Source organism: Rhodoligotrophos appendicifer (assembly GCF_007474605.1).
Lineage (GTDB): Bacteria > Pseudomonadota > Alphaproteobacteria > Rhizobiales > Im1 > Rhodoligotrophos > Rhodoligotrophos appendicifer.
In genome coordinates this window covers 212,653-232,963 of sequence record NZ_VHKL01000005.1, presented here as the reverse complement: position 1 = coordinate 232,963, position 20,311 = coordinate 212,653, and the positions used below count along the sequence as shown (strand labels likewise).

General features: G+C 61.9%; 29 protein-coding genes. 13 read left to right on the top strand and 16 right to left on the bottom strand.

Translation table 11 applies throughout. The annotated features are described in order from the left end of the window. Position 1: 1 nt before the first annotated feature. The 12 genes from FKM97_RS12945 to FKM97_RS12890 form a co-directional block, all read right to left on the bottom strand. Positions 2–553, bottom strand: coding sequence for a phage terminase small subunit P27 family (locus FKM97_RS12945; RefSeq protein ID WP_144292827.1), 552 nt, complete (start codon positions 551–553; stop codon positions 2–4). A gap of 113 nt (positions 554–666) precedes the next feature. Next, the gene (locus tag FKM97_RS12940) at positions 667–1,458 is read right to left on the bottom strand and encodes an AAA family ATPase (RefSeq protein WP_144292826.1); all 792 of its coding nucleotides are present in this window, start codon (positions 1,456–1,458) and stop codon (positions 667–669) included. Positions 1,459–1,574: 116 nt separating this feature from the next. Beyond that, positions 1,575–2,174: a hypothetical protein gene (locus FKM97_RS12935; RefSeq protein WP_144292825.1), complete on the bottom strand. Its 600-nt coding sequence runs from the start codon at positions 2,172–2,174 to the stop codon at positions 1,575–1,577. A 293-nt stretch (positions 2,175–2,467) separates the two neighbouring features. Then, on the bottom strand, positions 2,468–5,179 hold the full coding sequence (locus tag FKM97_RS12930) for a phage/plasmid primase, P4 family (protein ID WP_144292824.1): 2,712 nt from the start codon (positions 5,177–5,179) through the stop codon (positions 2,468–2,470). Positions 5,180–5,494: 315 nt separating this feature from the next. Continuing rightward, a complete protein-coding gene (locus tag FKM97_RS12925; RefSeq protein WP_246105066.1) occupies positions 5,495–6,091 on the bottom strand; it encodes a class I SAM-dependent methyltransferase in 597 nt (198 codons plus the stop codon). Next, positions 6,091–6,744 carry a hypothetical protein gene (locus FKM97_RS12920; RefSeq protein ID WP_144292823.1) on the bottom strand — a complete coding sequence of 218 codons (654 nt, stop codon included), beginning with the start codon at positions 6,742–6,744 and terminating at the stop codon, positions 6,091–6,093. The genes FKM97_RS12925 and FKM97_RS12920 overlap by 1 nt, the downstream gene beginning before the upstream one ends. Further along, positions 6,741–7,382, bottom strand: a complete 642-nt coding sequence (locus tag FKM97_RS12915) for a GcrA family cell cycle regulator (protein WP_144292822.1) — start codon at positions 7,380–7,382, stop codon at positions 6,741–6,743. Before FKM97_RS12915 ends, FKM97_RS12920 begins: the two co-directional genes overlap by 4 nt. Beyond that, positions 7,379–7,606, bottom strand: a complete 228-nt coding sequence (locus tag FKM97_RS12910) for a hypothetical protein (protein ID WP_144292821.1) — start codon at positions 7,604–7,606, stop codon at positions 7,379–7,381. Before FKM97_RS12910 ends, FKM97_RS12915 begins: the two co-directional genes overlap by 4 nt. Next, entirely contained in the window at positions 7,590–7,979 is a 390-nt protein-coding gene (locus tag FKM97_RS12905; RefSeq protein WP_144292820.1) for a dATP/dGTP diphosphohydrolase domain-containing protein, read from the bottom strand. The genes FKM97_RS12910 and FKM97_RS12905 overlap by 17 nt, the downstream gene beginning before the upstream one ends. Then, positions 7,979–8,458 (bottom strand): phage regulatory CII family protein, encoded by a 480-nt coding sequence (locus FKM97_RS12900; RefSeq protein ID WP_144292819.1) that lies wholly within the window; start codon positions 8,456–8,458, stop codon positions 7,979–7,981. The genes FKM97_RS12905 and FKM97_RS12900 overlap by 1 nt, the downstream gene beginning before the upstream one ends. After that, the gene (locus FKM97_RS12895) at positions 8,455–8,724 is read right to left on the bottom strand and encodes a hypothetical protein (RefSeq protein WP_144292818.1); all 270 of its coding nucleotides are present in this window, start codon (positions 8,722–8,724) and stop codon (positions 8,455–8,457) included. Before FKM97_RS12895 ends, FKM97_RS12900 begins: the two co-directional genes overlap by 4 nt. Next, the gene (locus tag FKM97_RS12890; RefSeq protein WP_144292817.1) at positions 8,721–9,017 is read right to left on the bottom strand and encodes a hypothetical protein; all 297 of its coding nucleotides are present in this window, start codon (positions 9,015–9,017) and stop codon (positions 8,721–8,723) included. Before FKM97_RS12890 ends, FKM97_RS12895 begins: the two co-directional genes overlap by 4 nt. A 69-nt stretch (positions 9,018–9,086) precedes the next feature. Between FKM97_RS12890 and FKM97_RS12885 the strand changes: the two genes are divergently transcribed. Then, the gene (locus tag FKM97_RS12885; RefSeq protein ID WP_205014967.1) at positions 9,087–9,725 is read left to right on the top strand and encodes a S24 family peptidase; all 639 of its coding nucleotides are present in this window, start codon (positions 9,087–9,089) and stop codon (positions 9,723–9,725) included. Here FKM97_RS12885 and FKM97_RS12880 read toward each other — a convergent pair. Next, the gene (locus tag FKM97_RS12880) at positions 9,722–10,450 is read right to left on the bottom strand and encodes a hypothetical protein (protein WP_144292815.1); all 729 of its coding nucleotides are present in this window, start codon (positions 10,448–10,450) and stop codon (positions 9,722–9,724) included. The two genes, FKM97_RS12885 and FKM97_RS12880, sit on opposite strands and share 4 nt — an antisense overlap. Before the next feature lie 133 nt (positions 10,451–10,583). Here FKM97_RS12880 and FKM97_RS12875 point away from each other — a divergent pair, with 133 nt between their 5' ends. The 12 genes from FKM97_RS12875 (at position 10,584) to FKM97_RS12825 (ending at position 17,986) form a co-directional block, all read left to right on the top strand. Then, positions 10,584–10,862 (top strand): hypothetical protein, encoded by a 279-nt coding sequence (locus FKM97_RS12875; protein WP_144292814.1) that lies wholly within the window; start codon positions 10,584–10,586, stop codon positions 10,860–10,862. 226 nt (positions 10,863–11,088) lie between these two features. Next, positions 11,089–11,436 carry a hypothetical protein gene (locus tag FKM97_RS12870; protein ID WP_144292813.1) on the top strand — a complete coding sequence of 116 codons (348 nt, stop codon included), beginning with the start codon at positions 11,089–11,091 and terminating at the stop codon, positions 11,434–11,436. Next, positions 11,433–11,621, top strand: coding sequence for a hypothetical protein (locus tag FKM97_RS12865; RefSeq protein ID WP_144292812.1), 189 nt, complete (start codon positions 11,433–11,435; stop codon positions 11,619–11,621). Before FKM97_RS12870 ends, FKM97_RS12865 begins: the two co-directional genes overlap by 4 nt. After that, entirely contained in the window at positions 11,611–11,964 is a 354-nt protein-coding gene (locus FKM97_RS12860; RefSeq protein ID WP_144292811.1) for a tudor domain-containing protein, read from the top strand. Before FKM97_RS12865 ends, FKM97_RS12860 begins: the two co-directional genes overlap by 11 nt. Positions 11,965–12,048: 84 nt before the next feature. Then, on the top strand, positions 12,049–12,564 hold the full coding sequence (locus FKM97_RS12855; RefSeq protein WP_144292810.1) for a hypothetical protein: 516 nt from the start codon (positions 12,049–12,051) through the stop codon (positions 12,562–12,564). Further along, positions 12,561–13,151, top strand: a complete 591-nt coding sequence (locus FKM97_RS12850; protein ID WP_144292809.1) for a hypothetical protein — start codon at positions 12,561–12,563, stop codon at positions 13,149–13,151. The genes FKM97_RS12855 and FKM97_RS12850 overlap by 4 nt, the downstream gene beginning before the upstream one ends. 3 nt (positions 13,152–13,154) lie before the next feature. After that, a complete protein-coding gene (locus FKM97_RS12845; protein ID WP_144292808.1) occupies positions 13,155–13,361 on the top strand; it encodes a hypothetical protein in 207 nt (68 codons plus the stop codon). Beyond that, positions 13,361–13,837 (top strand): single-stranded DNA-binding protein, encoded by a 477-nt coding sequence (gene ssb / locus FKM97_RS12840; RefSeq protein ID WP_144292807.1) that lies wholly within the window; start codon positions 13,361–13,363, stop codon positions 13,835–13,837. The genes FKM97_RS12845 and ssb overlap by 1 nt, the downstream gene beginning before the upstream one ends. Further along, the gene (locus tag FKM97_RS26310; protein ID WP_170240898.1) at positions 13,837–14,022 is read left to right on the top strand and encodes a hypothetical protein; all 186 of its coding nucleotides are present in this window, start codon (positions 13,837–13,839) and stop codon (positions 14,020–14,022) included. The genes ssb and FKM97_RS26310 overlap by 1 nt, the downstream gene beginning before the upstream one ends. Next, positions 14,022–14,399, top strand: coding sequence for a helix-turn-helix domain-containing protein (locus FKM97_RS26305; protein WP_170240897.1), 378 nt, complete (start codon positions 14,022–14,024; stop codon positions 14,397–14,399). The genes FKM97_RS26310 and FKM97_RS26305 overlap by 1 nt, the downstream gene beginning before the upstream one ends. Next, positions 14,396–15,352 carry a tyrosine-type recombinase/integrase gene (locus tag FKM97_RS12830; RefSeq protein WP_170240896.1) on the top strand — a complete coding sequence of 319 codons (957 nt, stop codon included), beginning with the start codon at positions 14,396–14,398 and terminating at the stop codon, positions 15,350–15,352. Before FKM97_RS26305 ends, FKM97_RS12830 begins: the two co-directional genes overlap by 4 nt. 249 nt (positions 15,353–15,601) lie before the next feature. Next, positions 15,602–17,986 (top strand): AI-2E family transporter, encoded by a 2,385-nt coding sequence (locus tag FKM97_RS12825; RefSeq protein ID WP_144292804.1) that lies wholly within the window; start codon positions 15,602–15,604, stop codon positions 17,984–17,986. A gap of 5 nt (positions 17,987–17,991) precedes the next feature. Here the strand turns inward: FKM97_RS12825 and FKM97_RS12820 are convergent, their stop codons facing one another. From FKM97_RS12820 to FKM97_RS12810, 3 genes are all read right to left on the bottom strand, one after another. Further along, positions 17,992–18,483, bottom strand: a complete 492-nt coding sequence (locus tag FKM97_RS12820; RefSeq protein WP_246105065.1) for a DUF192 domain-containing protein — start codon at positions 18,481–18,483, stop codon at positions 17,992–17,994. A gap of 19 nt (positions 18,484–18,502) precedes the next feature. Next, a complete protein-coding gene (locus tag FKM97_RS12815; protein ID WP_342783555.1) occupies positions 18,503–19,000 on the bottom strand; it encodes a cold-shock protein in 498 nt (165 codons plus the stop codon). Positions 19,001–19,502: 502 nt separating this feature from the next. Beyond that, positions 19,503–20,261 carry an SIR2 family NAD-dependent protein deacylase gene (locus tag FKM97_RS12810; protein WP_144292802.1) on the bottom strand — a complete coding sequence of 253 codons (759 nt, stop codon included), beginning with the start codon at positions 20,259–20,261 and terminating at the stop codon, positions 19,503–19,505. Positions 20,262–20,311 lie beyond the last annotated feature (50 nt).

Sequence of the window (20,311 nt, the reverse complement as noted above, 5' to 3'; positions counted from 1 at the left end):
CTTAGTTCAGCAGGCCGATTGCCGGCTTGGCCATAGGCTTGTCTCCACCGGGTGGAGGATCTCGATCGTCCGGTCTGCGCGGATCGAACAGATCGCCCGGTGCACCAGCGCCCGCGCGAGCTGCAAAGATCCTTTGGCGCTCGGCCGGGTTAAGGCCGAAATTCGCCTCGGCAGCCAGGAGCTGGCGCTCGAGGCGATCGCCGATCAGGAACGCCGGGTGAGCCCGCTTGAGCTTGCCGTGGGCGCTTTCGCTCTCGTAAGTCTCCCCTTCCCTGTCCAGCGTTTCCTGCATCCTCAGCCAGCGGGCGAAGTTGCGGCAGTAGCGAGCGAAGGTTTCCGAATCCGCGACGCTCAAAAGCTTGAGCTTCATGATTCGTGGTGCGATCCTGTTCCAGACCACCAGGCCGTCTTTCTTCAGCCATGCTGGCGGCGAGACGGCTGCCTTTGCTGCGGCATCATCCTTGACTTCGGCTTCCGCACCGATCGGACGGCGCCCGGAATTGCCCTTCGCCAGTTTCACACTGGCGGGCTCGGGCTTGGGGCCTCTCCTCATAACAGCCGGTCCTTAGAAAAAAAGTTTCCGAAACTTGCGCCCAAATGTTTTTCGTTACCCCGCCGGTCTAGAAGCGAAAGATCTCCAGACTTTTGGACCACCCCCCGGCCTCATCAGCGAAATTGCTTGCGATTTTCTTCGAAATATTTCGCAACAGCGGCCACCAGGGGGGGGAGGTACCCCTGCCTCATCGGGTCAGCCATGATCCGCCGCAGGCATTCATCCTCGTCCGTGTCGATCGTGTGCACCGTGACCCGACCCAAAGCGCGCATCCATGCACGACGCTCGGCATCGGTCGGTGCCATCACGATCAACCAACACTCACCATGATGTCGATGCTCGAGCGACCGGATCATCCTATCCCGCTCGGCATAGGCAAAGCCCAGGTCCTGCCCCCCATATCGGCCAAGCCCCAGGCGCTCGCGAATGTCGTCGAAGTCGATCACATAGTCTGCCGCCTGGGCATGCTGCCTGACATAGGTGCTCTTGCCTGAACCAGGTGCACCGCAAACCAGATGCACGGGGATGCGCGAGGGCTTCACCCCACTCGGGATGGAGTAAGGCTGGAACCTATCGCCCAGCCTTTCCTCGCGCTGCTTGTCCCGGTCGTGACAGGCCTTGCACAATGTTTGGAAAGGCCCATTCCAGAACAGGGCCTCATCACCTCGGTGCGGCTCGACGTGATCGCAGACCAGCTGCGATGTCTCGGTCTCGACCCGTCCACATCCAGACTTCTGGCAGGTGAACAGATCCCGCACCAGGATCGACCATCTCAGCTTCTGCCAACGCGCCGTCTTGTACCAGGCACGCGAGGGTTCCTGGTCACGTACCCGGTCATAACGGCGGCGCTTATGCTGTCGGCTTGGCTGGGATGGTGAGCGGAACGTCTTGGGTGCAACAGGCACGCGCGTTACATCTCAACCCCATAAAAACAAAACCCCTCGCGGTTGCCCGGAGGGGTTAGTCTGTGGCGCAGTTCCCTGCATTCTTGGGGGTAATGTCAAGTTTTTTGCGAGAATTGTCAAGCAGCGTTTTCTAGCTGCTCTCGATAGCCCTTCCAAGGTTGGGAGACCCGCCATTTGGTCAGCGCTTCCCCTTCTCCGAAATGCTGATAGAGCGAAAGCAGTACATCGCAGAAGCTCTCGAACCGAGCATCGACCCTGCCCTGCTCCTCGGCGATCTGCTCGACCGAATACCCCACGAACTCAACAAGGCACGCATAGCCCTGATGGGTCCTCGGATGCCGCAGCATCTTCGGCTTCAGCCCCGCACTGGTCTGCCGCATGATCGGCCGGCATTGCAGCGGCGGCAGATCCACCACCCGGCTCGGCATCTCGCCTTGCTCGGCCGCGTTCACGATCAGCCAGAACTCCGCCCTCGGCAGGCCCTTTACCCACGCATGCACCGAAAGCGCATCCTCATGCACCGGAAGCCATCCATTGATCGTGGCCGAGCGGTGATCCCCTTGTGAATTCAGCTTGGCGGCAGACCAGACCGACGATGTCGAATACCCGAGCATCGCCCCATCATCACCACCCACGCCAGCCCGCACGCATTCGGCCTTATAGGCCCACACCAACAGAGACCAAGCATCGGTTTCACGCCGAAGATCCGGCCTCAATATAGGTCTGCGAGCTTCGCGAGCATCTAACGAGCTTCTAAATTCAAAGCTCGGAGCACATTTTACTTTATTTATCATTCACTTATCCTTTAGTTGCGAGCTTAGCGAGGATAAAGAGAGACATATACATAAGAAAGATTAGGACCCCTGAGCCCCGAAGCTTGTATACGCGAGCGACGAAAAAGCTCGCAAAGCTCGCAGAGATCCCCTAACCCACTGGCAGACCGTCTATATTTCTCAGCGAGCATGCTCGCAGCAACCTCGCGGAAGCTCGCGAACCTCGCGTGTTCAGGTCACCCATCTCGGTTGTGCCAATCATCACCAGGGCTGCGGGACGGCCGCGGCACGTCATGAAGCTCGACATCGAGATATCGGCGGATGCGCTCGTCTGTCTTCTTCAGGCCCTTCTGTGGCAACAGGCGTCCAAATCGGTGCTCCGAGATGGGCTTGCCGCCATTGGCCTCGGTGTATTGGCAGAAGGCCTCATACATCTCCCGAGCCGTGACACTCCCGCCGGGCAGGTGTCGCACGCACGCCGCCATGAAAGGGCCCACGGGATCATTCTCGTCCCGATATTCGCGGGTCGCTTCCCGCACCAGCTCAGGCGGCTTCAACCCTTCCTCGAAATAGAAGCGGATCCCTTCGAGCAGCCAGTTCAGGATGCCGGATCCCTCGGCCAAATACTCGGCGACGACGTCGTCCATGTCGCGCTTTTCGTCTTCCGAGATCGTCACCGTCCAGGGGAGCAACTTCATGCGGCGCCAGGTGCCGTGATCGACACCGGAAACGGGCGGCTTGTCGTTACCAGCCACCACCAGCTTGTGCGTCGGTCGGAACTCAAAGAAGGCCTGATACAGACCGCGCGCCTGCATCATCTCCCCGCCGGTGAGGCGCTTCATCACGGCCTCATCCCATCGCTGGTCTTTCGGCGGCTCGGAGGCATGGGCCATGCGCATGCGCGGCAGCAGGGCGATATCGGGGGACGCCTGATTGCCACCCCGCGTCTGCTCGTTCACCAGCGAGGCGAAGGGGATGGCCGTGGCATACGAGCCCATCAGGGTGGCGATCACCCGGATGAAGGTCGATTTCCAGTTCGATCCGCCGCCATAATTGAACCACAGCGACTGCTCGCCGGTCAGACCCATCAGGCAATAACCGTGGAGCTTCTGCAGATAGCGTCGCATCTCCGGGTTCGGCTGGAAGCGCTCGAGCGCGGCGAGCCACTGCGGGCACTTCGCCGCCGGATCATACCGCACCTCCATCCGCTTCGACATCAACCGCTTCGGGTCATGCGTGGGGGTGAAGACGATCTCGGCTGTGAATCGGGTCACATCCGGATCCGGGCATTCCAGATCGGCGATGCGCCGCACGTCGATCACGCCATTGATCAGATTGATGGCTTGGGGATCCGCATCAAGCTGGTCCTGGGCCACCGTGCAATGCGCCAGGGCGCGGCCGATCATGCCTGAGAGGCGGCTTGAATTCCCGCAAGAAATGGAGAACTTCCGCCTATCTGATTTCCGCTTTGCCAGCCGGTCACGCGCTTCGGTGCCGGCGGCCATGGCGGCCTCTTGATCCTTGCTCAGGCCATCCTTGGGCAGCTTCAGGAGCTGATCGAGGTCGGAAATCAACTTCCGGTCCCGATCCGACACCTGCAGGAAACCACCCTCGAGCGCGATCAGCTTAGCGGCTTTCTGCGCCAGGCGCTCCACGGCCTCGGATCCGCCCTTCAGCTCGAAATGACTATCCGACCATGCCGCCCAGCCGAGATCTCGCACATGGATGATCTGATCGCCAAAATGGATCAGCAGACGCTGCCCATTGTCCGTGTCGTTCTGCTCAAGCTGCGCACAGGCCTTGATCGCTTCCCAATCAGTACCATCGCCGAGAATGGCGACCCCATCTTCGGGCGGTTCATCGCCGCCGCCGTCATCATCTGGGGCTGCGGGGCCGTGCGGATGCTCAGGAAAGGGCGCCTCAGGACGTCGGTCATGAGCGCCGTATCGCCGGGCCCGCTCCTCAGCCTTGCGCCGGATGTCGGAAAGATCGCGGGGCTGCGCTGCGCCGGCGTCGATCGAGCGCGCGATCGTTCCCGTGGGCCCCAGAGCCTTGTCATTGGAGGGGATACCCCAAGACAAGGCGGCATCTGTCAAGGCGGCGATCGCCATCGAGCGGCTCAGCGCCCCCGCCCCAACCAGCTGGCCGATCTTGAAGCTCGATTCGGCCGCATGCTGATTACGGCTCCCGGCAGCGGCGGCCGCCAGAGCGCGCGCCTCGGCGTCCAAGGCGGACAGCGCGTATTTCCGAACAGCGTCGTCGGCCTCGAACCCCATAGCCTGGGCTGCGGGCGCCTGTCCACGGGCGAACTCGCCACGCCGCAAGATCACATCGAGCAGCCGCGCCGGCGCCTTGCACACCGGATCACCTTCCGGCGCCTGCTCCCAGGAATAAGCGGCACCATCGACCATGATGGAAGGCGGCACGATCACATAGCCGCCCTCCCCGCGGATATCGACATGCTCGGCGATCGTCACGTCGATATCGTCGATCTTGGCGAACAGGCCCGCCCGATTCCCCAAGCGCTCGCTTTCAGGCATGTCGGGATAGGCAAACCATAGATGCAGCCCGCCCGATTGCGTGCGCACCACGGGGCATGGCGGCAGGACCCCGCCGCAGAACCCCGCGAGAGACTCGAGCATGTCATCAGCTGAAAACTTGCGCGGGTCGAGATCCACCACGAACACCCCGGCGCGCACCCCCGTGGGCATACCGATCAGCGCCTTCGGAAACCGCTCCCACCAGGCGCGGACCTGGGCCTCATCCGTGGTGGCCAGATAAAGCCCGCCATCCTTCTTACCGGGAGATGATTTTGGCGTCAGCGGCTGCTTGCTCTCTCCCTTGGTCTGGGAGGGGGAGCAGGGGAACACCGGCCAGCCCCGCCGCGCATAGTCCAGCGCGGCAGCGAGCAATTGGCCGGCGCCTGTGTCTTGACCGTCTCGCGTCATAGCCCCTCAAATCTTCTCTGGTCTCTTCCCCGCACCGGAGCAGCCCGTTGATCGACCCGCCTCGGCTCCTCCGGCGCCGCAGCACGCCGCGCCTGAAGCTCCTGATAATGCGGCCAGCACCACCACCTCCCCCGGATCGAGCGCCTGCCCGACCATCCCTCGCCCCGGCTGGCATAGGCGCCACATCCCGGGACATCGCACCAGAATGGCGGATCGCTTAGGTCCGAGCTCAACAGGGATCCGGATAGTCATCCGCACGCTCCAGCCGCTTTCGGCAGGGCGGGATCCAGACCAGCCGTGTCCCCTTCTCGCCCATCATCCAAACCAGCGCCAGCAATAGGACGTTGCCGTTGATCCGGTCGCCGTCAGCCGCCCCTTGACCATGGGAACGCGCTCTGAGAACTGCGCAACGATCGACGGAGGGTTGCGTTTGAAGAGGCTTTCATAGCGGCCGACACCCTCGAGGAAGGAGGTGCGGACGATCATCGCCACGCCCTCGACGCCCTTGATCTGCCATGCCCGCGCGATGAACTGCTCTGCCAGACGGAAGGGCGGGTTGGTGATGATCCAGTCGACGCCCATCACCTCGATGTGCCGGGGCTCAGAGTATGGGAAAAGGAAATCTTTGACTCGATGCTGCCCAGGCCATTCAAGGCTGTAATCGTGAACATCACTGGCATGGACGCTGCGAAAATATTCCGCCAAGGGCTTTGCCATGTGCCCGCGATTGCAGGCCGGCTCCCAGCAGGTCAGATTCTCCCGCATGTGATCTGACGGAGCAAAGACCCCGAGATTTGGCCAGATCACATGCTCAATGAGCGCCCGCGTTGCCCATGGCGGCGTCGGAAAGTCGTCTAGGGAATCGTCCGGCTCGCGCCTCTGCTGCATGACGGCGGATGACGTGTTCTGCATCACCAAGCCCCCCGCGTCGTCGGCTCGGGGATCTTCATCGGCCGCGCCTCGGATGTGAGCAGAACCTGCACCATGTCCAGGTCCACACTCAGCGCCGATGCGATCCCGCCATATCCGACGCCCGCCTCGCGCATAAGTGCCGCGCCAAGGCGCCTGAGCCCCTCATCGAACCCCGAAGGATCCACTACGACACCACGTCCGAAGGCGATGAAATTTGCCGCTGTTCCTGCAGGAACCTGGGGAGGCTTTGCATTCCTGCAGAGAGGCTTCGGGGCTGCAGCCGGCGCTTCCGCCGGCATCGCCCGCTCGCGGTGCTCCTCGCTCAATAGTGTTCGGGCGGCGGGCTGTGCCCCTATGGTCGAACCATCCCTCTTGGTGCTGGGGGCCTCGCGCGCCGTACCAGACTGCCCCTGGGTATTCTTCTTCGCCGCCGGCATCTTGTGGGCATCCGCCTCGGCCGCCCCTTTGCGGGTCTTGGACAAGCGTTTGCCCCAGAGATAATCGACCCGCTGAACCTCGACGTTCGCAGCCAGGCAAATCGCCTCGATCGTCCCCACCTTGGTGAAATGATACTTCGCGATGTCGTCGGCCTTGAACCCCTTCCGAGCCATGATCAACACCGCATCGACGCGCTCCCGGGTCCACTCCATCATGCCGCCCTCTTGCGGATTTTCGGCTCAACCGGCCGATAGGCGATCTGCGCATGATGCCGGCAATAGGGCAGCCCCTCGGCGCGGCTCCCGCCGCAGAACAGATGCGAGCCCTGAGCGTCCTGGCCTACGGCGAACTTGCATCCGCGCGGTGCCAGCTCCAGGAACGGCACCCCGCCCGCCGGGCCCGGCACCACCGGCGCCAGATCAACCTTCGGCACCACCAGGACCGCCGGCGATGGCTTTGGAACCGCGCGCGGCGCCGCCTTCCGCTCGACCTTTGGCCTCGACGCCTTCTCTGCTTTGGGAGGCAGCTTGACGTGCAGAACGCGCTTCCTGCCAAAACCTAAGGTGACACCCATGCGAAAGGCGCGGCCGATCACCTGGTTGCGGGTCAGGCCCATGATCTCGGCAATCTTCGCCCCCGTCAGGCCTTCCCGCGCCAGCTCCGCAACCCTTGCATCCAAAGCGTGGCCCTCGGCCCGCCGCCGCTCCTCAGGACGCATCAGGCCCAGATCGGCCATTCGTTCAGTGATCCTGCGCTCATCGGTCCTGAACCGCCGTGCAATGTCGCGAACACGTTCGCCGAGGGCGAGAAGCCTCTCCAGCTCAGCGGCATCGATCGGTGACGCCGCCCTCATGACAGCGCCTCCGCCATGGCCTTGATGGTGGCGATCACCTGGTGCCGCCCCAGGGGCACGCGCACGCTGCGCCGCCCGGAGGCGATCACCAGCACCAGTAGGGCCCCGTGCTCCCGGGGCGATGCCTCCGCACTGTCGAAATAGGAGAGCGTCCCGCCCTCTGGCGCGGTCGCGTTTAGCAGCCGTCTCGGCGTCTTCTGCAGCATGTCAGATCCCCCTGTCATCGGTGCCGCGTGACCGCAGCAGATAGGAAGTCAGCGCCAAGGCCCGCCAGGCGACATGCGCCATATGCGGCAACCCGCTCTGCGGATCGCGATCCTCACCCCGCCAGAACGCCCAGGCGTGCCGCATCAGCGCGCCGAAATGCGAGCCCCAAAACCCGCCCTTCTCCCAATGGCGGTCGCCATGGACGTCGATCCCGAAGGTGCCGGCGAGCGCCACCTGCTCCAGCGCATCGGCTGGCAACAGGTCGAACCGGGCCTTGACAGGCAGGCACCCCTCGGCGGGCTCACGCTGCGGTTCGAACCACGGCACGCACGGCCCAAAACCTTTGCGCTCCATCTCGGCATCGGTGAGTTCACGATTCGGCTGTCCCATCACGGCTCCCCCTCTGCGACCGCGAGCGCCAAGCCGCGCAGCGCGGCCATGTCCCGAATGGCGTGATCGATGGTCTTCACGAGATGCCGCGCCTCGCGCCGGGTGACGACCCCTGCCCCGTCGCTCGTCGGCGCCAGAGCCCGGGCAACCTCGCCCATGGCCTCCGCGAAGGCCGAAGCCGACTCGGCCGTCAACGCGCCCCAATGCGGCGAGACCTCGGTGCCCACGAGCGGAACGAACACCCCGCCCGCAAGCAGCGCCAGATGCTCGGCCGGCGCGCTCGCCTGGAACCGATCGACGATCTGGGACACCAGCCTGAAGGAAACGTCGCTATCCTCCTCGGGAACCGTCCAGCGCTGAACCGTGGAGGTGGAATTACCCATGAAGGCGGCGACGGGCTTCAAGCCGCCGCATTGGTCGACCATCCGGGCCAGCGCCTCGTAGGGCGAGCCCACCTCGCGGGGACGGGTGAGGGTCATTTCTCCACCCACTCATACTCGGTTGAGAGATCGAGAGGACCCCATCTCCGCTCGATATATTCGCGCCAGAAGGGAATGGGCCGGCAGCTGATCAGAACGCTGCCATCGCTCAGGAAGTACGTTTTAACGGTGAGCCAATCGCGGCTCATGAAGCCCTGCGTGGCCAGATCGAGCAGCGCGATCTGCGGCAGCGCCATGACGGCCGCAAGGAAGGCCTCGACCATGGAGACATCCGTCTTGACGACTAAGGACCCGCCTTCGGTCATGGGAAAACCTCCGCACCGTTCCCGGTGACAGCCTGTTGCTCGTCTGATTTGGTGGCGTCGTTGTGCAGTGCAGGGGTTGCCCTTCCAGCACCAGCCTCTCGTCCCCCGGCGCGGGCTGACCGCATGAACTCCCTCAGCTTCTCAGCTGTGGCGAGGGTAACCGTCCCGCCTGCCCGCAGACGGGCGATGAGCTTTCCATCATTCGCCGCGAGCCTTGCCACCGTGGAGGCGGACAGCTGGCGCTCGTCTGCGAACACTTCAATTTCGCGAAGTAGCTGATCGGTGCTGGTCATGGCGGTCAAGGTAAGTGGGATAAATCCCACATGTCAAGGGGATAGTTCCCACGTGCAGTTAGGCGAACAATGGGCAATATCCCACGCATGAGCGAAGAATGGCGAAATCGACTGCTTGCGGCTGTGAAGAGAGACGGCCGTCCGTGGAAGCGTCTATCCAGAGACGCGGGCCAAAACGAAACTTACGTCAGGGATCTGCTCGACCCCCAACCCGCCCGGGTCGCGGCCACACCGAGGATCGACACGTTAGGCAGACTTTGCCAGACCCTGAACATCTCACTGGCTGAAATACTGGATCCCGATTATCGACCTGGAATAGCGGTGCCTGTTGTCGGCTATGTTTCAGGTGGTGAGAGCTGGCACCCCTTCGACGATCACGCAAAAGGCGGCGGCCTCGACTTCATTTCTTTCGACATGAGTGATGCGGATGCGATCGCGATACGCGTGCGGGGAACTTCCATGGCTCCCGTTTATCGTGATGGAGACGACCTGATTTGCTCACGCGTCATGGGCACTGACATAAGGCGCGCATTGAACCGAGACTGTGCAATTATGACCGCTGACGGAGCCGCTTTCGTGAAGATCTTGCTGGCCGGGAGCCAACCAAACATGTTCAGATTAAGATCATACAACCACGCATATGATGACATCGAAGATGTGGAACTCGCATGGGCTGCACCGATTTCGTGGATTCATAGACGAGGCTAGTCCAAGGCCACGAATACACCCTTGTCTAACTTGCCGAAGTCGCCATCGTTCGGACTTTCGATCTCCCAATAGCTATATTCATTTGCCGCCTTCATCCATTTGAATGTTATTCGTTTGAAGCGCAATATCTGAAGAAACTCTCTCAGAGGCTCATAGACTGCTAATTTTGCTTTGTTGGCGGCAAACTGCCAACCCGTGAATGCAACCGTCCTATACCCATCCCCGACGGTCCTGACCTCAATGTCCAACTCCCAAAATTTCTGCCTGAAGATTGGTCCAACCGCGTCCCTCAACTTGGGGAAAGCTTCTCTCTGACGCTTGATCGCCTTCTGCCGAAAAAGCTGCCTCTTGGCACTTTCTGCCGAAGAAAGGTCGTACTGCGCCCCATCTTCGTAAATATTCGCATAGATCAAAAATAGACTTGTTCCTATGAGCAGACTATCGCGATCTTTCAAAAATTCTTTGATGTTTAATGGCTTTTCGAACGACGCCAGTTCCCTCTCCAGTCGCTTCATATATTCAGTTTTACCGTCAATTGGAGCAGTATCTGTAGCAGTCGCGGCTTTGCTTGAGATGACGGTAGCGGCGTTCACGCCATCTGTTGTCGCAGTTGACGGTTGAGCCGTTTTTGGTGCGCTGCCGTCTTCCGGCTTCTTCCCGACATTGACCAGCACCGCAATCGTGCCGATGCAGACTACGAGCGCTATCCCTAGCCGTCTGCCCATTTCGCCCTCCCAAGCCTTCAGATTCCACATTAGGACAGGGCTAAAAATTAGACACGTGGGTTTAATCCCACTTTGGCATTGACAAGGTGGGAAACATCCCACTAAGTTCACCGCAGTCACTGCGGAGGCCTCCATGTTCATCATCTCAAGCCTGTCCGCTTTCGCCGGGATCTTCACCTCCGGGCGACGCCGCCTTGAACAGGCCGCGCGTCTGATCCGCGAGGCCAAGCCAGGCGAAGAAATCGTCCTGCCGGAAGGCGTGTATTTCGAACTATTGCCAGATGACGATGCGCACGATGCCAATGATGGCGAGCGCAATCCCGACAGCAACAAGAGCGATACCCGAAGGTTTCGGCCTGCGCGGGCGACCTGTTTGCTGAGCCTGCACCCGATCAAAGCGATCAAAATGTAAGATTGTTTGGAACGGATGATTGATGAACTCGCCAGCACCAAGCAGAACAAATCCAACACCGATCAAGAAGGCGTTGTCATTGCTTGTTGCGACCGCCGGCACAGCGATGAGCCCCCCGATGGCCAGCAGCGCCACATACCACTCGCTGTATTTGGTCAAGCCGTCTCTGCTCACCGCCCCGCCCGACACGTTTTTGCAAGAATAGGTTGAAGGAGCAAGACGCGCAATGAACATCATCCCCGGCCTATCCGCCGTCGAGTCTCTCAAGAACTTCGACGGCCTCACCACATCAGATGATTGGCGCAGGGCCGAGGCCTATGACCGCGCCCATCCCCGGCCCAGCCAGCGCGCCGCCGTGCGCATCGGCCGGGTCACCATGTCGAAACACGTCGCCGTCGACCTGCTCGCCCACGCCATCGCCGATGCCATCATCCGCCGCGGCGCCGTCACCGAGCGCGACCTGGAGCAGATCGGCATGTCGGTCGCTGCGGCCAAGCCTCACATGGACGAGGCCTTCACCCGCGCGAAACAGATCGAGCCCTGCCTGCCCGGGCTGCTGAGGGACGCATTATGATCCGCCCCCTCGCCAAGTTTCACACCCGCAGCGTCACCGTGGCCGCCGACATCGACTGGCAGACCTTCGGCCTCGGCATCCTGTTCGACCAGGGCGCATGCACGCGCATCATCAGCCTGCAGCTCGGCCCGATCGAGCTGTGGGCCTGCATCGACCGACCCGTGGAGGCGCTCAATGATCACTAACAGCGGCAGCCTATGCACCGCGCCTGTGGGCGCGCGCATCCTCAGCCTGGCCGAGGCCCGCGCCCGCCGCGGTCTTAGCCCCGTGGAGCCGGCTTCACGCCTGGACGGGCAGTCGGACCATCTCTGGCGCGTCGGCGATGAATGCCTGGTGCCGGATCTCAATGGCAGCGGCCGCTACGTGCCCGCCATCATCACCGGCATCGATCGCGAGATCTATGGCGGCAATGTCCGCGTCTGCCCCCTGGGCGGCTATGGCGCCGCCCATATCTGCCACCCCCTCTCTGCCCTCCGCCTGCGCGGCGAGGTGAGGAGCCACGGCCGCCCCGGCGGAGACGCGGCGTGACGGAGACCGTCAGCGATTTCTCCCCGGGCCAGCCCATCGGGCCCTTCCTCGCCGATGGCGCGCTCATCCTCAAGGAAGACTCCGATGTCTGACGAATGCACCTGCGACAAATGCCGCGACCGCCGGCAACCCGTGCCGGGCCTGCATGAGCATGCCGCCAGACCTCAATGCAGCACGCCGACGACCCAAAGGCAGATGAATGAGGCTTTCTACGTGGACGTTTGTCGCGCGGAACGCCGCTTGAAGGAGTTCATCACAGCCAGCCTGGAGCTGCTCGATAGCTTGCCTGACCATTGGCATCGTAACGAGGAGAATCACCTTCGGTTTTTATGCGAAGAGACGTCTGCCGTTCTGTCTCCTCATATGCATCCGCCGAAATTCGTGGAGATCGCGACCAAGGGCTATGGCGGCGCATTTCCTCAACGTGATGCCGCTCTGGTGCGGATCAATGATCTTGAGCAAGCGCTTCTCAGCATTCGCGCCATAGCCCATGCCCACAACAGGGGCAGGAAGCTGTCAGAAAAGCCGCGCGTTGAGATTCGGGCCATCTGTGATGGGGCATTGGCGGTCCCGCAGCCAGCCCCAGAGGGCGGCGAATGATCGACCCCACCGCCATCGTCATGCCGACCGAGTCGGGGATCTTCGTCGATCTCGCCCATCCCCAGCCAAGCCAGATCCGACTGCGCGATATCGCCAGACACCTGGCCAAGATCAACCGCTATTGCGGCGCCACGCAGGTGCCGCTGTCGGTGGCCCAGCATTCGGTCCTGGTCGCAGAAGAGGTCGAGCGCCAGCTGGGCCCGCTCGCTGGGCTTCAGGGCTTGATGCATGACGCGCATGAGGCCTATCTCGGCGACCTGACCGCCCCGGCTATTCAACTGTTGCACCGCGTCGTCGGAACCGATGTCTGGCACGTCCTGACCGAAACGCTCGACGCCGCCATTTATCAGGCGCTCGACCTGCCGGAGCAGACCGAAGAGGCGCAACTGGCCATCAGGCTCGCCGATGGTTCAGCCGCTGCCACCGAATGGCGCGACTGCATGGCCGATATCGAGCCGCCCCCGGGCAGATTCCCCCGCCCGTTCAGGGCCGTCGTGAAGCCCGTCCCCTGGGTCAATGCCGAAAGCCTTTTCCTGAGCACCTATCGCCGGCTCTGCTTCGCCGCCGGCATCCCTGAGAGGAGCTGACATATGAGCCGGTCTTTTTGTGACGTGCTCGGCGAGATCGACGCCGGGCGTTTGGTCGAGGAGCTGACGGAAAAGCTCACTGACGTGGTCGAGGCCGTGCAGGCGCTGCAACGGCTCGTCTCAGGAGCACCCATTCACCTGCGCGTGCTCGGCACGGTTCATCCACCAGTGATGATCGACGTAGGGGAAGTTCCAAAGGAGACAATCTGATGGCAGGCTCGCTCAACAAGGTTCAGCTCATCGGCCATCTCGGCAAGGATCCGGAGATCCGCCACACCCGCGAAGGCCGAGGCGTCGCCTCCTTCAGCCTCGCCACGTCCGAGAGCTGGCGCGACAAGACTACCGGCGAGCGCAAGGATCGCACCGAGTGGCACAACATCGTCGTCTTCACCGAGGGCCTGGTGAAAGTCGCAGAGCAGTATCTGAAGAAAGGCGGCCTGGTCTATGTCGAGGGCCAGCTGACGACCCGCAAATGGCAGGACCAGAGCGGCAACGACCGCTGGACGACGGAGGTGGTCCTGCAGGGCTTCAACGCCACCCTGACCATGCTCGGCGGCAAGCGCGACGATGGCGGCCGGTACGATGCCGAGCAGCGCGGCCTGGATCCCGATCGCGCCGCCGGCCGCAGCACCGCGGCGCGGCAAAGCTCTATCCATGAAGATCTTGACGATGAGGCGCCGTTCTGATGCGCCACTGGTCACCAGCCGAATGCTTCATCGTCGCGCTCTGCATCACCATCGGCCTGCTCCTGGCGGTGATCGGCGACTTCGCCGAACAGGCCCGTCTCATCCGCACATGGTCGAGCCACGCCAAGACAATCGACGGCCGACTGCCTGCCATGTGCGTGATGCCGCCAAAGGAGAGGGCTTGATGACCGCGCCGATGCTGATGACGCCGAAGGAAGCGGCCGGGCGCCTGGCCATCTCGGAAGACCTGTTGCGCGAGCACGTGCACCGGGGTGACATTAAATCTGTCATCATCGGCCACGGACAGCGCCGGCCGAGGAGGCGGTTCACCGAGCAGGATCTCCAGGACTTCATAGAGGCGCGCAGGGGAGTCGATATATGGGCGTCTACAAAGACAAAAGAACGGGCAAGTTCTATTACGACTTCCAATTCAAAGGTCATCGGTTTCATGGCCCGTGCGGCACTGGAGACCGAAAGAAAGCTGAAGGAAAGCTCAAAGAGCGTCGCGAGCTCGCGAAGGCAGAAGCGCGGGAATCGACCCGCGTCAAGGACGCCCCAATGACGCTCGACGTCGCGGCCGATAAGTATTGGCTTCAGTTCGGGCAGTTCCACAAAAACAGTAACGATACCTTCCGGGACATCACACGGGTCGTCGCGGGAATCGGGCCGAAGAAGCTGCTCAGAGACATCACCGATGACGACGTGGCCAACCTGGTCGCCAGGCGCCGCGGAGAGATGCGCGGCGAAGGCGACAAGGCGCGGCCCCTGAGCAATGCCACGGTCAACCGGACCATTGTGGAGCCGCTTCGCCAAATCTTTCGGAAGGCCATTCGCACCTGGAAGGTCTCAATACCGTTCGAGCCGGACTGGCAGGACCACACATTGAGGGAGCCGAAGGAGCGCGTCCGGGAGCTGTCTGACGATGAAGAGGATATCATCGAGGCGGCATTGCGCGAGGACTACAGGCCAATCTGGCGCTTCTCTCTCATCACCGGCTTGCGCATGATGGAGGCTGTGACGCTGACATGGGCTCAGGTCGACTGGTCAGGCGGAACGCTTTCGATCACCGGCAAGGGCGGCAAGGAAGCGGTGATTCCCATGGACTCGGATGCCAGGGCGATCCTGTCCCTGTTACGTGGCCATCATCCGACACGGGTCTTCACCTATTCGGTGCAGCGCTTCCGTGATGGCCGAAAGCGAGATGAGCGTCTGCCGATCACCAAGAACGGCCTTAAGACCGCATGGCGACGGGCTCGCGACAAGGCCGTGAAAGAGCAACCGTCTCTAGCCACCTTTCGGTGGCACGACAACCGGCACACGGCAGCGACCCGGATGCTTCGTCATGGAGGGGGGAACATCAAGACCGTGCAGTCTCTGTTGCGCCATAGCGATGTGTCCACGACGGCCAAATATGCGCACGCTCAACTCGACGATGTGCGGACCGCCATGGAGGCAGTCGCGAAGTCCCGGAAAGAGTCCCGGAATTCACCCATCAGGAGGAAAAAGAGTGTTTAACTTCAGGGGCTTGTCTTCTTCAGCGGCGCTGGTCCCAAACCAGGTGCGCTACCAGACTGCGCTATGCCCCGTGACCTGTAAAACCCATCGGTTGGTGCCAGATAAGAGGGCTGTGTGCAAGCGCAAACCGGTGACGCGCGACAGTTCCCTCACAAAGGCAGCGCGCGGATCTTATTCGTCGTATGAACGTTTATGAACTTAATCCCGCAGCTGTGCCATTTGGCAGGCGGGTGTCCTCAGGAATGATGAATGTCGGATCCTACTGCTGCGCCGATCGAGCGTCCATCGGCTCCAGGTTCATCGGTGCTGACGGCGGCCGGTATCCTCGTCGTCATCGTCGCCCTCTATTTCGGAAGCGACATCTTCATCCCCTTCACGCTGGCCATCCTGCTGGCCTTCGCCCTGACCCCCATCGTCAACTGGCTCCGGCGCCTGCGCGTGCCTCGGGTTATCGCGGTGATGATGGCCGTCAGCATGGCCTTCATGGTCATCGGAGGCATCTCCCTGACCGTCGGGAGCCAGTTGGTCCAGCTGGCGGAAAACCTGCCCACATACCAGACCACGATGCGGCAGAAGCTGCAGGATCTCAAGCTCTCGGGCGACGGACACGGGATCCTCGACCGCTTGAAAGATACCTTCCATGCGGTCACGGAGGATCTGTCCAAGCCAGCAGAGACGCCAGGAAGCACAGCGAGCCGAGACGAGGGTCCGCAAGCCATTCCGGTGATCATCGAGAGCGGTGATCCCAAGCCGCTGGAGCTGCTGCAAGCCATCGGTCTGCCGCTGATCAAGCCACTGGCCATGGCGGGGATCGTCATCGTCTTCGTCATCTTCGTCCTGCTGGAGCGGGACGACCTGCGAGACCGCTTCATCAAGCTGGTCGGCCGGGGTGACCTGCAGAAGAGCACCGAAGCGCTCAACGAAGCCGCGAACCGGGTCAGTCGCTATCTGCTCATGCAGGTCATCATCAACCTCACCTATGGCATCCCCATCGGCGTCGGGCTCTATCTCATCGGAATCCCGAATGCGATCCTGTGGGGATTGCTGGCGGCGATCCTGCGGTTCATCCCCTATCTGGGACCCTTCCTCGCCGCGCTCCTGCCCATGGCCATGGCGTTTGCGGTCGATCCCGGCTGGTCCATGCTGATCTGGGCCGCAGCGCTGTTCGTCGTCATCGAACTGATCAGCAACAATGTGATGGAGCCGTGGCTCTACGGAGCGAGCACGGGGCTGTCTTCGCTGGCCATCATCATGGCGGCGATCTTCTGGACGACGCTGTGGGGGCCGATCGGCCTCGTCCTGGCGACGCCGTTGACCGTCTGCCTCATCGTGATCGGACGCTATGTTCCGCATCTCGATTTTCTCAGCGTGCTGCTCGGCAGCGATCCCGTGCTTGCCCCGGAAGAGCGCATGTATCAACGGCTTCTCGCCGGCAATAGCGAGGAGGCGCTCGAGATCGCGGAGCGTTATGTGGAGGAGAACTCCGCCCTGAGCTTCTATGACCAGGTCGCCCTGCCCGCCCTGCGCATCGCCGAAGACGATCGGCAACGCAATGCCGGTGATCTCGTCCACCGCCGGCGCATCGCCGATGGAGTGGTCATGATCATGCAGGAGATCGCGGAACAGGAGGCCGGCGAGGAGGTCGAACCCGAGGACGAGCCGGAGGCTGCGGACGCGCAGAGCACGCCGGCACGGCCCGCGAATATTCTCTGCATCGGCGGCCGCACCGAGCTCGATCGAGCGGCGTCAGAAATCGTCTCCCAAGTTCTGGCGGATCGCGGGATCGCGTCCAAGGTCCTTGCGCCGATGGCGGTCAGCCAGGATGCCATCAATCAGCTCGAGCTCACCGGGGTCGACGTGGTGTGCCTGTCCTATCTGACCTCGCGGCCTCAGGTATTCGCGCGCTACGTCTGCCGCCGGCTGAAGCGGCGGGCGCCGCAGCTCAAGATCGTGGTCTGCTTCTGGAACGCCGATTCCGAAGCCGCTGTGGGCGAGGAAGCCGCTCGCAAACTGGGCGCAGACGCCCTCGCGACAACCCTCAACGAAGCCGCCCAACAGATTGCAGCCGCCGCGCCACAGGTCGAGGTCGAGACATTGGAGGCGCCGCCTATTCCAGAGAATGAGCAGGAGCGGCTCGACGCCCTGCGGCAGCTTGGCCTGACCCGGGCGCGGGGGGCCCATTTCGATGCCCTGGCACGGCGTGTGGCCGATGCCTTCGACACGCCCATCGCTCTCGTATCGGTCATCGACGAGGAGGATCAGTTGTGGCCTGGCGCCGTGGGATTGCCTGAGGATCTCGAAGCCTCGCGCAAAGCGGTCCGAGCCCTCTCAATCTGCGGGCATGTGGTCGCCGCCAATGAGGTCGTGGTCATTCCGGACGTGGCGAAAGATGCACGATGCGCCCAAAATCCCTTCCTCCTGGAGAAGGGCATCCGGTTCTATGCCGGGGCTCCCCTGCGCTCGGCCTCAGGATATCCGTTGGGCTCGCTATGCGTGATCGACACCAAGCCCCGACGCTTCTCCGCGCGGGACCGGAAGCTTCTGCAGCTCATCGCCGATGAGTTGATGTCCCAGGTAGAGGCCGAATATCATCGCAAGCATGCCGCCGAGGGCGGCGACATGGCTGCTGAATAGGCGTGTTATTTCTTCTCGAAGGTCGAGTGATGCACCTTGTGCCCAGGGCGCAAGCCGACCCGATGGGAGACACCGGCCCGCACTTCCAGAACCGCCAGCACGTCGCCATGGGAGGAGATGAACTCCTCCGAGAACGGCACCGTGTTCTCGACGATTCGATGCACCAGTCCGTGCTCCGTGATGAAGATCATGTCCAAGGGTATCCGTGTGTTGCGCATCCACATGGTCACCGGGGCGGGACTGTCCCAGATGAACAGCATTCCGCGGCCCTCCGGCAAACTGTCCCGGTTCATCAGCCCCTGCTGCTTCTGGGCGCTCGTGCGCGCCACTTCAGCGGCGATCACCACATAGCCGGAATCCGTCGCCAGGGTGACCGGCTCCGTGCCGTCCGCGTTGGCAGCCTCCTGTGCGTGAGCCTGCTGCACCCACAGGAAAGCGGCCATCAACACCAGGACGACCGGCACCGATGCGCGGCGGAACCATCGTGAGCGAGTCATCCTCGATATCCCATCCGTCTCATTCGTCCCCTGGCCCATCCGGCAACTTTACCTCGGCGGCCATCAAACCTTTCGGACCCGTTCCAAAGCGAACCAGAACATTCTGATCCGGCTGCAGTTCGAGGATCTCATGCTTCCGCAGAGTCTCCATATGGATGAAGATATCAGGGGATCCATCCCCCAAGGTTAAGAATCCAAAGCCCCGAATCCGATTAAACCATTTGACGGTGGCCGGGATCCATTCGCTCGTCGGCGTAACCGTCACATGAGTCCGCGGCATTCGCGGTGCCGGCTGGATGGCGGTCGTCGTGTCCACCGCAAGCACCCGGGAGGCCTGGAAGCCTTTCTGGCGGCGGACCGCCTCGCAAATGACGCGGGTTCCCTCCAAGACAGCCCCATACCCATCCCGCTTCAAACAGCTGAGATGAAGCAGAACATCAGGCATGCCATTATCAGGAATGATAAAGCCATAGCCCCTCACCATATCAAACCACTTAACGAATCCGGCAACCCGCACGACCTCTACGGGTTCATCGCTAAGCTCGATCGTTTGCTGCACTCTTTCCACGTGGCAAGGCCCCCCTTAGCCCTCAGCCTCCGCTGATCCAAAGCTCGACTCCACCGCGGCCAATGCCGCTTGATGTCCCCTGCCCCCGCAAAACCAATTTCAATCCTTCTCCGGCCGCTGTCGAGCGCCAAAAAGAAAAGATGGCATTGCAATCAGAGGATGCACAAACGGACCATTACTACCCTGGCTTTGCATTACCAGTTTGGAACAACTAGAGCGACTTTGTACAGAGCGCGTGAGCCCCGGTCCGAAAAAAGCGGAAGGGACGTTTTTTATGCAACGGGATGCCTCGGGCTCGAGGATGATCGATGGCCATAGAGAGGGAAATGCCTGCACCGTCGCTGCTTCGGGAGCCTCACATCGGAGTCTGTCCAGCGAAATCTGCGTCCCGATAATGTCGATCGAACGACAGCTGGGCACAATCCAATCGGACAGGCCACAAAAATTTGATTCATTTCTGCGCCGGATCAAGAGAGCGGAGCGGAGCAAGCGTCGCCCCGATCTCGTCATGGATCACAAGGTCGGCCACATCATCGAAAGGTGTCGGATCGCGGTTGACGATGACCAGCCGAGCGCCGCTGCGCTTGGCCACCAAAAGAAACTGGTTGGCTGGCTGCACCACCAGGGAAGAGCCGATCGCCAGAAACAGATCACAGTTGCGGGCCGCCGCCTCGGCCTCTCGCATGGGTTCCGGAGGCATTTGTTGCCCAAAGGAAATCGTAGCCGATTTCAGGAGGCCGCCACATGCAGGACAGTCAGGGGCGGTTCCCTCCGTCTCGAACACTCTCCGGATCCAGTGGAGCTCCTGGCGCCCGCCGCAGTCCAGGCATCGGGCATAGCTCCCATTTCCGTGGAGTTCCACGATCGCCTCGGCGGGAACACCCGAGCGGTGATGCAAATCGTCGATATTCTGGGTGATGATCGCGGTCAATCGGCCGATGGCGGAGAGATGGGCCAGGACGAGATGCCCCGCATTCGGTTGCGCATCACGGGCCAAGTCATCGAGCTCGAACTTTCGCCGCCAGGCTTCGCGGCGCATCTCTCCGGAGCGGACAAAGTCGCCAAACTCGATCGGCTTGTTGCGAGACCAAAAGCCTCCGGGAGAGCGAAAATCCGGGATTCCGCTCTCCGTCGAAATGCCGGCGCCGGTGAAGGCCACCAGCCGCTGGGAGGCGAGAACCAAATCCAGGAGATCATCGGAACGAGACATGCTTGCAAACCCGTATCGGGAAGAACACCTTACGCATCACACAGATAATG

What these genes read in the sequence shown, in the direction of transcription:
- FKM97_RS12945 (WP_144292827.1), bottom strand. Translation starts at nt 553, where the DNA reads ATGAGGAGAGGCCCCAAGCCCGAGCCCGCCAGTGTGAAACTGGCGAAG.
- FKM97_RS12930 (WP_144292824.1), bottom strand. Translation starts at nt 5,179, where the DNA reads ATGACGCGAGACGGTCAAGACACAGGCGCCGGCCAATTGCTCGCTGCC.
- FKM97_RS12925 (WP_246105066.1), bottom strand. Translation starts at nt 6,091, where the DNA reads ATGCAGAACACGTCATCCGCCGTCATGCAGCAGAGGCGCGAGCCGGAC.
- FKM97_RS12920 (WP_144292823.1), bottom strand. Translation starts at nt 6,744, where the DNA reads ATGATGGAGTGGACCCGGGAGCGCGTCGATGCGGTGTTGATCATGGCT.
- FKM97_RS12915 (WP_144292822.1), bottom strand. Translation starts at nt 7,382, where the DNA reads ATGAGGGCGGCGTCACCGATCGATGCCGCTGAGCTGGAGAGGCTTCTC.
- FKM97_RS12910 (WP_144292821.1), bottom strand. Translation starts at nt 7,606, where the DNA reads ATGACAGGGGGATCTGACATGCTGCAGAAGACGCCGAGACGGCTGCTA.
- FKM97_RS12905 (WP_144292820.1), bottom strand. Translation starts at nt 7,979, where the DNA reads ATGGGACAGCCGAATCGTGAACTCACCGATGCCGAGATGGAGCGCAAA.
- FKM97_RS12900 (WP_144292819.1), bottom strand. Translation starts at nt 8,458, where the DNA reads ATGACCCTCACCCGTCCCCGCGAGGTGGGCTCGCCCTACGAGGCGCTG.
- FKM97_RS12895 (WP_144292818.1), bottom strand. Translation starts at nt 8,724, where the DNA reads ATGACCGAAGGCGGGTCCTTAGTCGTCAAGACGGATGTCTCCATGGTC.
- FKM97_RS12890 (WP_144292817.1), bottom strand. Translation starts at nt 9,017, where the DNA reads ATGACCAGCACCGATCAGCTACTTCGCGAAATTGAAGTGTTCGCAGAC.
- FKM97_RS12885 (WP_205014967.1), top strand. Translation starts at nt 9,087, where the DNA reads ATGGGCAATATCCCACGCATGAGCGAAGAATGGCGAAATCGACTGCTT.
- FKM97_RS12880 (WP_144292815.1), bottom strand. Translation starts at nt 10,450, where the DNA reads ATGGGCAGACGGCTAGGGATAGCGCTCGTAGTCTGCATCGGCACGATT.
- FKM97_RS12875 (WP_144292814.1), top strand. Translation starts at nt 10,584, where the DNA reads ATGTTCATCATCTCAAGCCTGTCCGCTTTCGCCGGGATCTTCACCTCC.
- FKM97_RS12870 (WP_144292813.1), top strand. Translation starts at nt 11,089, where the DNA reads ATGAACATCATCCCCGGCCTATCCGCCGTCGAGTCTCTCAAGAACTTC.
- FKM97_RS12865 (WP_144292812.1), top strand. Translation starts at nt 11,433, where the DNA reads ATGATCCGCCCCCTCGCCAAGTTTCACACCCGCAGCGTCACCGTGGCC.
- FKM97_RS12860 (WP_144292811.1), top strand. Translation starts at nt 11,611, where the DNA reads ATGATCACTAACAGCGGCAGCCTATGCACCGCGCCTGTGGGCGCGCGC.
- FKM97_RS12855 (WP_144292810.1), top strand. Translation starts at nt 12,049, where the DNA reads ATGTCTGACGAATGCACCTGCGACAAATGCCGCGACCGCCGGCAACCC.
- FKM97_RS12850 (WP_144292809.1), top strand. Translation starts at nt 12,561, where the DNA reads ATGATCGACCCCACCGCCATCGTCATGCCGACCGAGTCGGGGATCTTC.
- FKM97_RS12845 (WP_144292808.1), top strand. Translation starts at nt 13,155, where the DNA reads ATGAGCCGGTCTTTTTGTGACGTGCTCGGCGAGATCGACGCCGGGCGT.
- ssb (WP_144292807.1), top strand. Translation starts at nt 13,361, where the DNA reads ATGGCAGGCTCGCTCAACAAGGTTCAGCTCATCGGCCATCTCGGCAAG.
- FKM97_RS26310 (WP_170240898.1), top strand. Translation starts at nt 13,837, where the DNA reads ATGCGCCACTGGTCACCAGCCGAATGCTTCATCGTCGCGCTCTGCATC.
- FKM97_RS26305 (WP_170240897.1), top strand. Translation starts at nt 14,022, where the DNA reads ATGACCGCGCCGATGCTGATGACGCCGAAGGAAGCGGCCGGGCGCCTG.
- FKM97_RS12830 (WP_170240896.1), top strand. Translation starts at nt 14,396, where the DNA reads ATGACGCTCGACGTCGCGGCCGATAAGTATTGGCTTCAGTTCGGGCAG.
- FKM97_RS12825 (WP_144292804.1), top strand. Translation starts at nt 15,602, where the DNA reads ATGTCGGATCCTACTGCTGCGCCGATCGAGCGTCCATCGGCTCCAGGT.
- FKM97_RS12820 (WP_246105065.1), bottom strand. Translation starts at nt 18,483, where the DNA reads ATGACTCGCTCACGATGGTTCCGCCGCGCATCGGTGCCGGTCGTCCTG.
- FKM97_RS12810 (WP_144292802.1), bottom strand. Translation starts at nt 20,261, where the DNA reads ATGTCTCGTTCCGATGATCTCCTGGATTTGGTTCTCGCCTCCCAGCGG.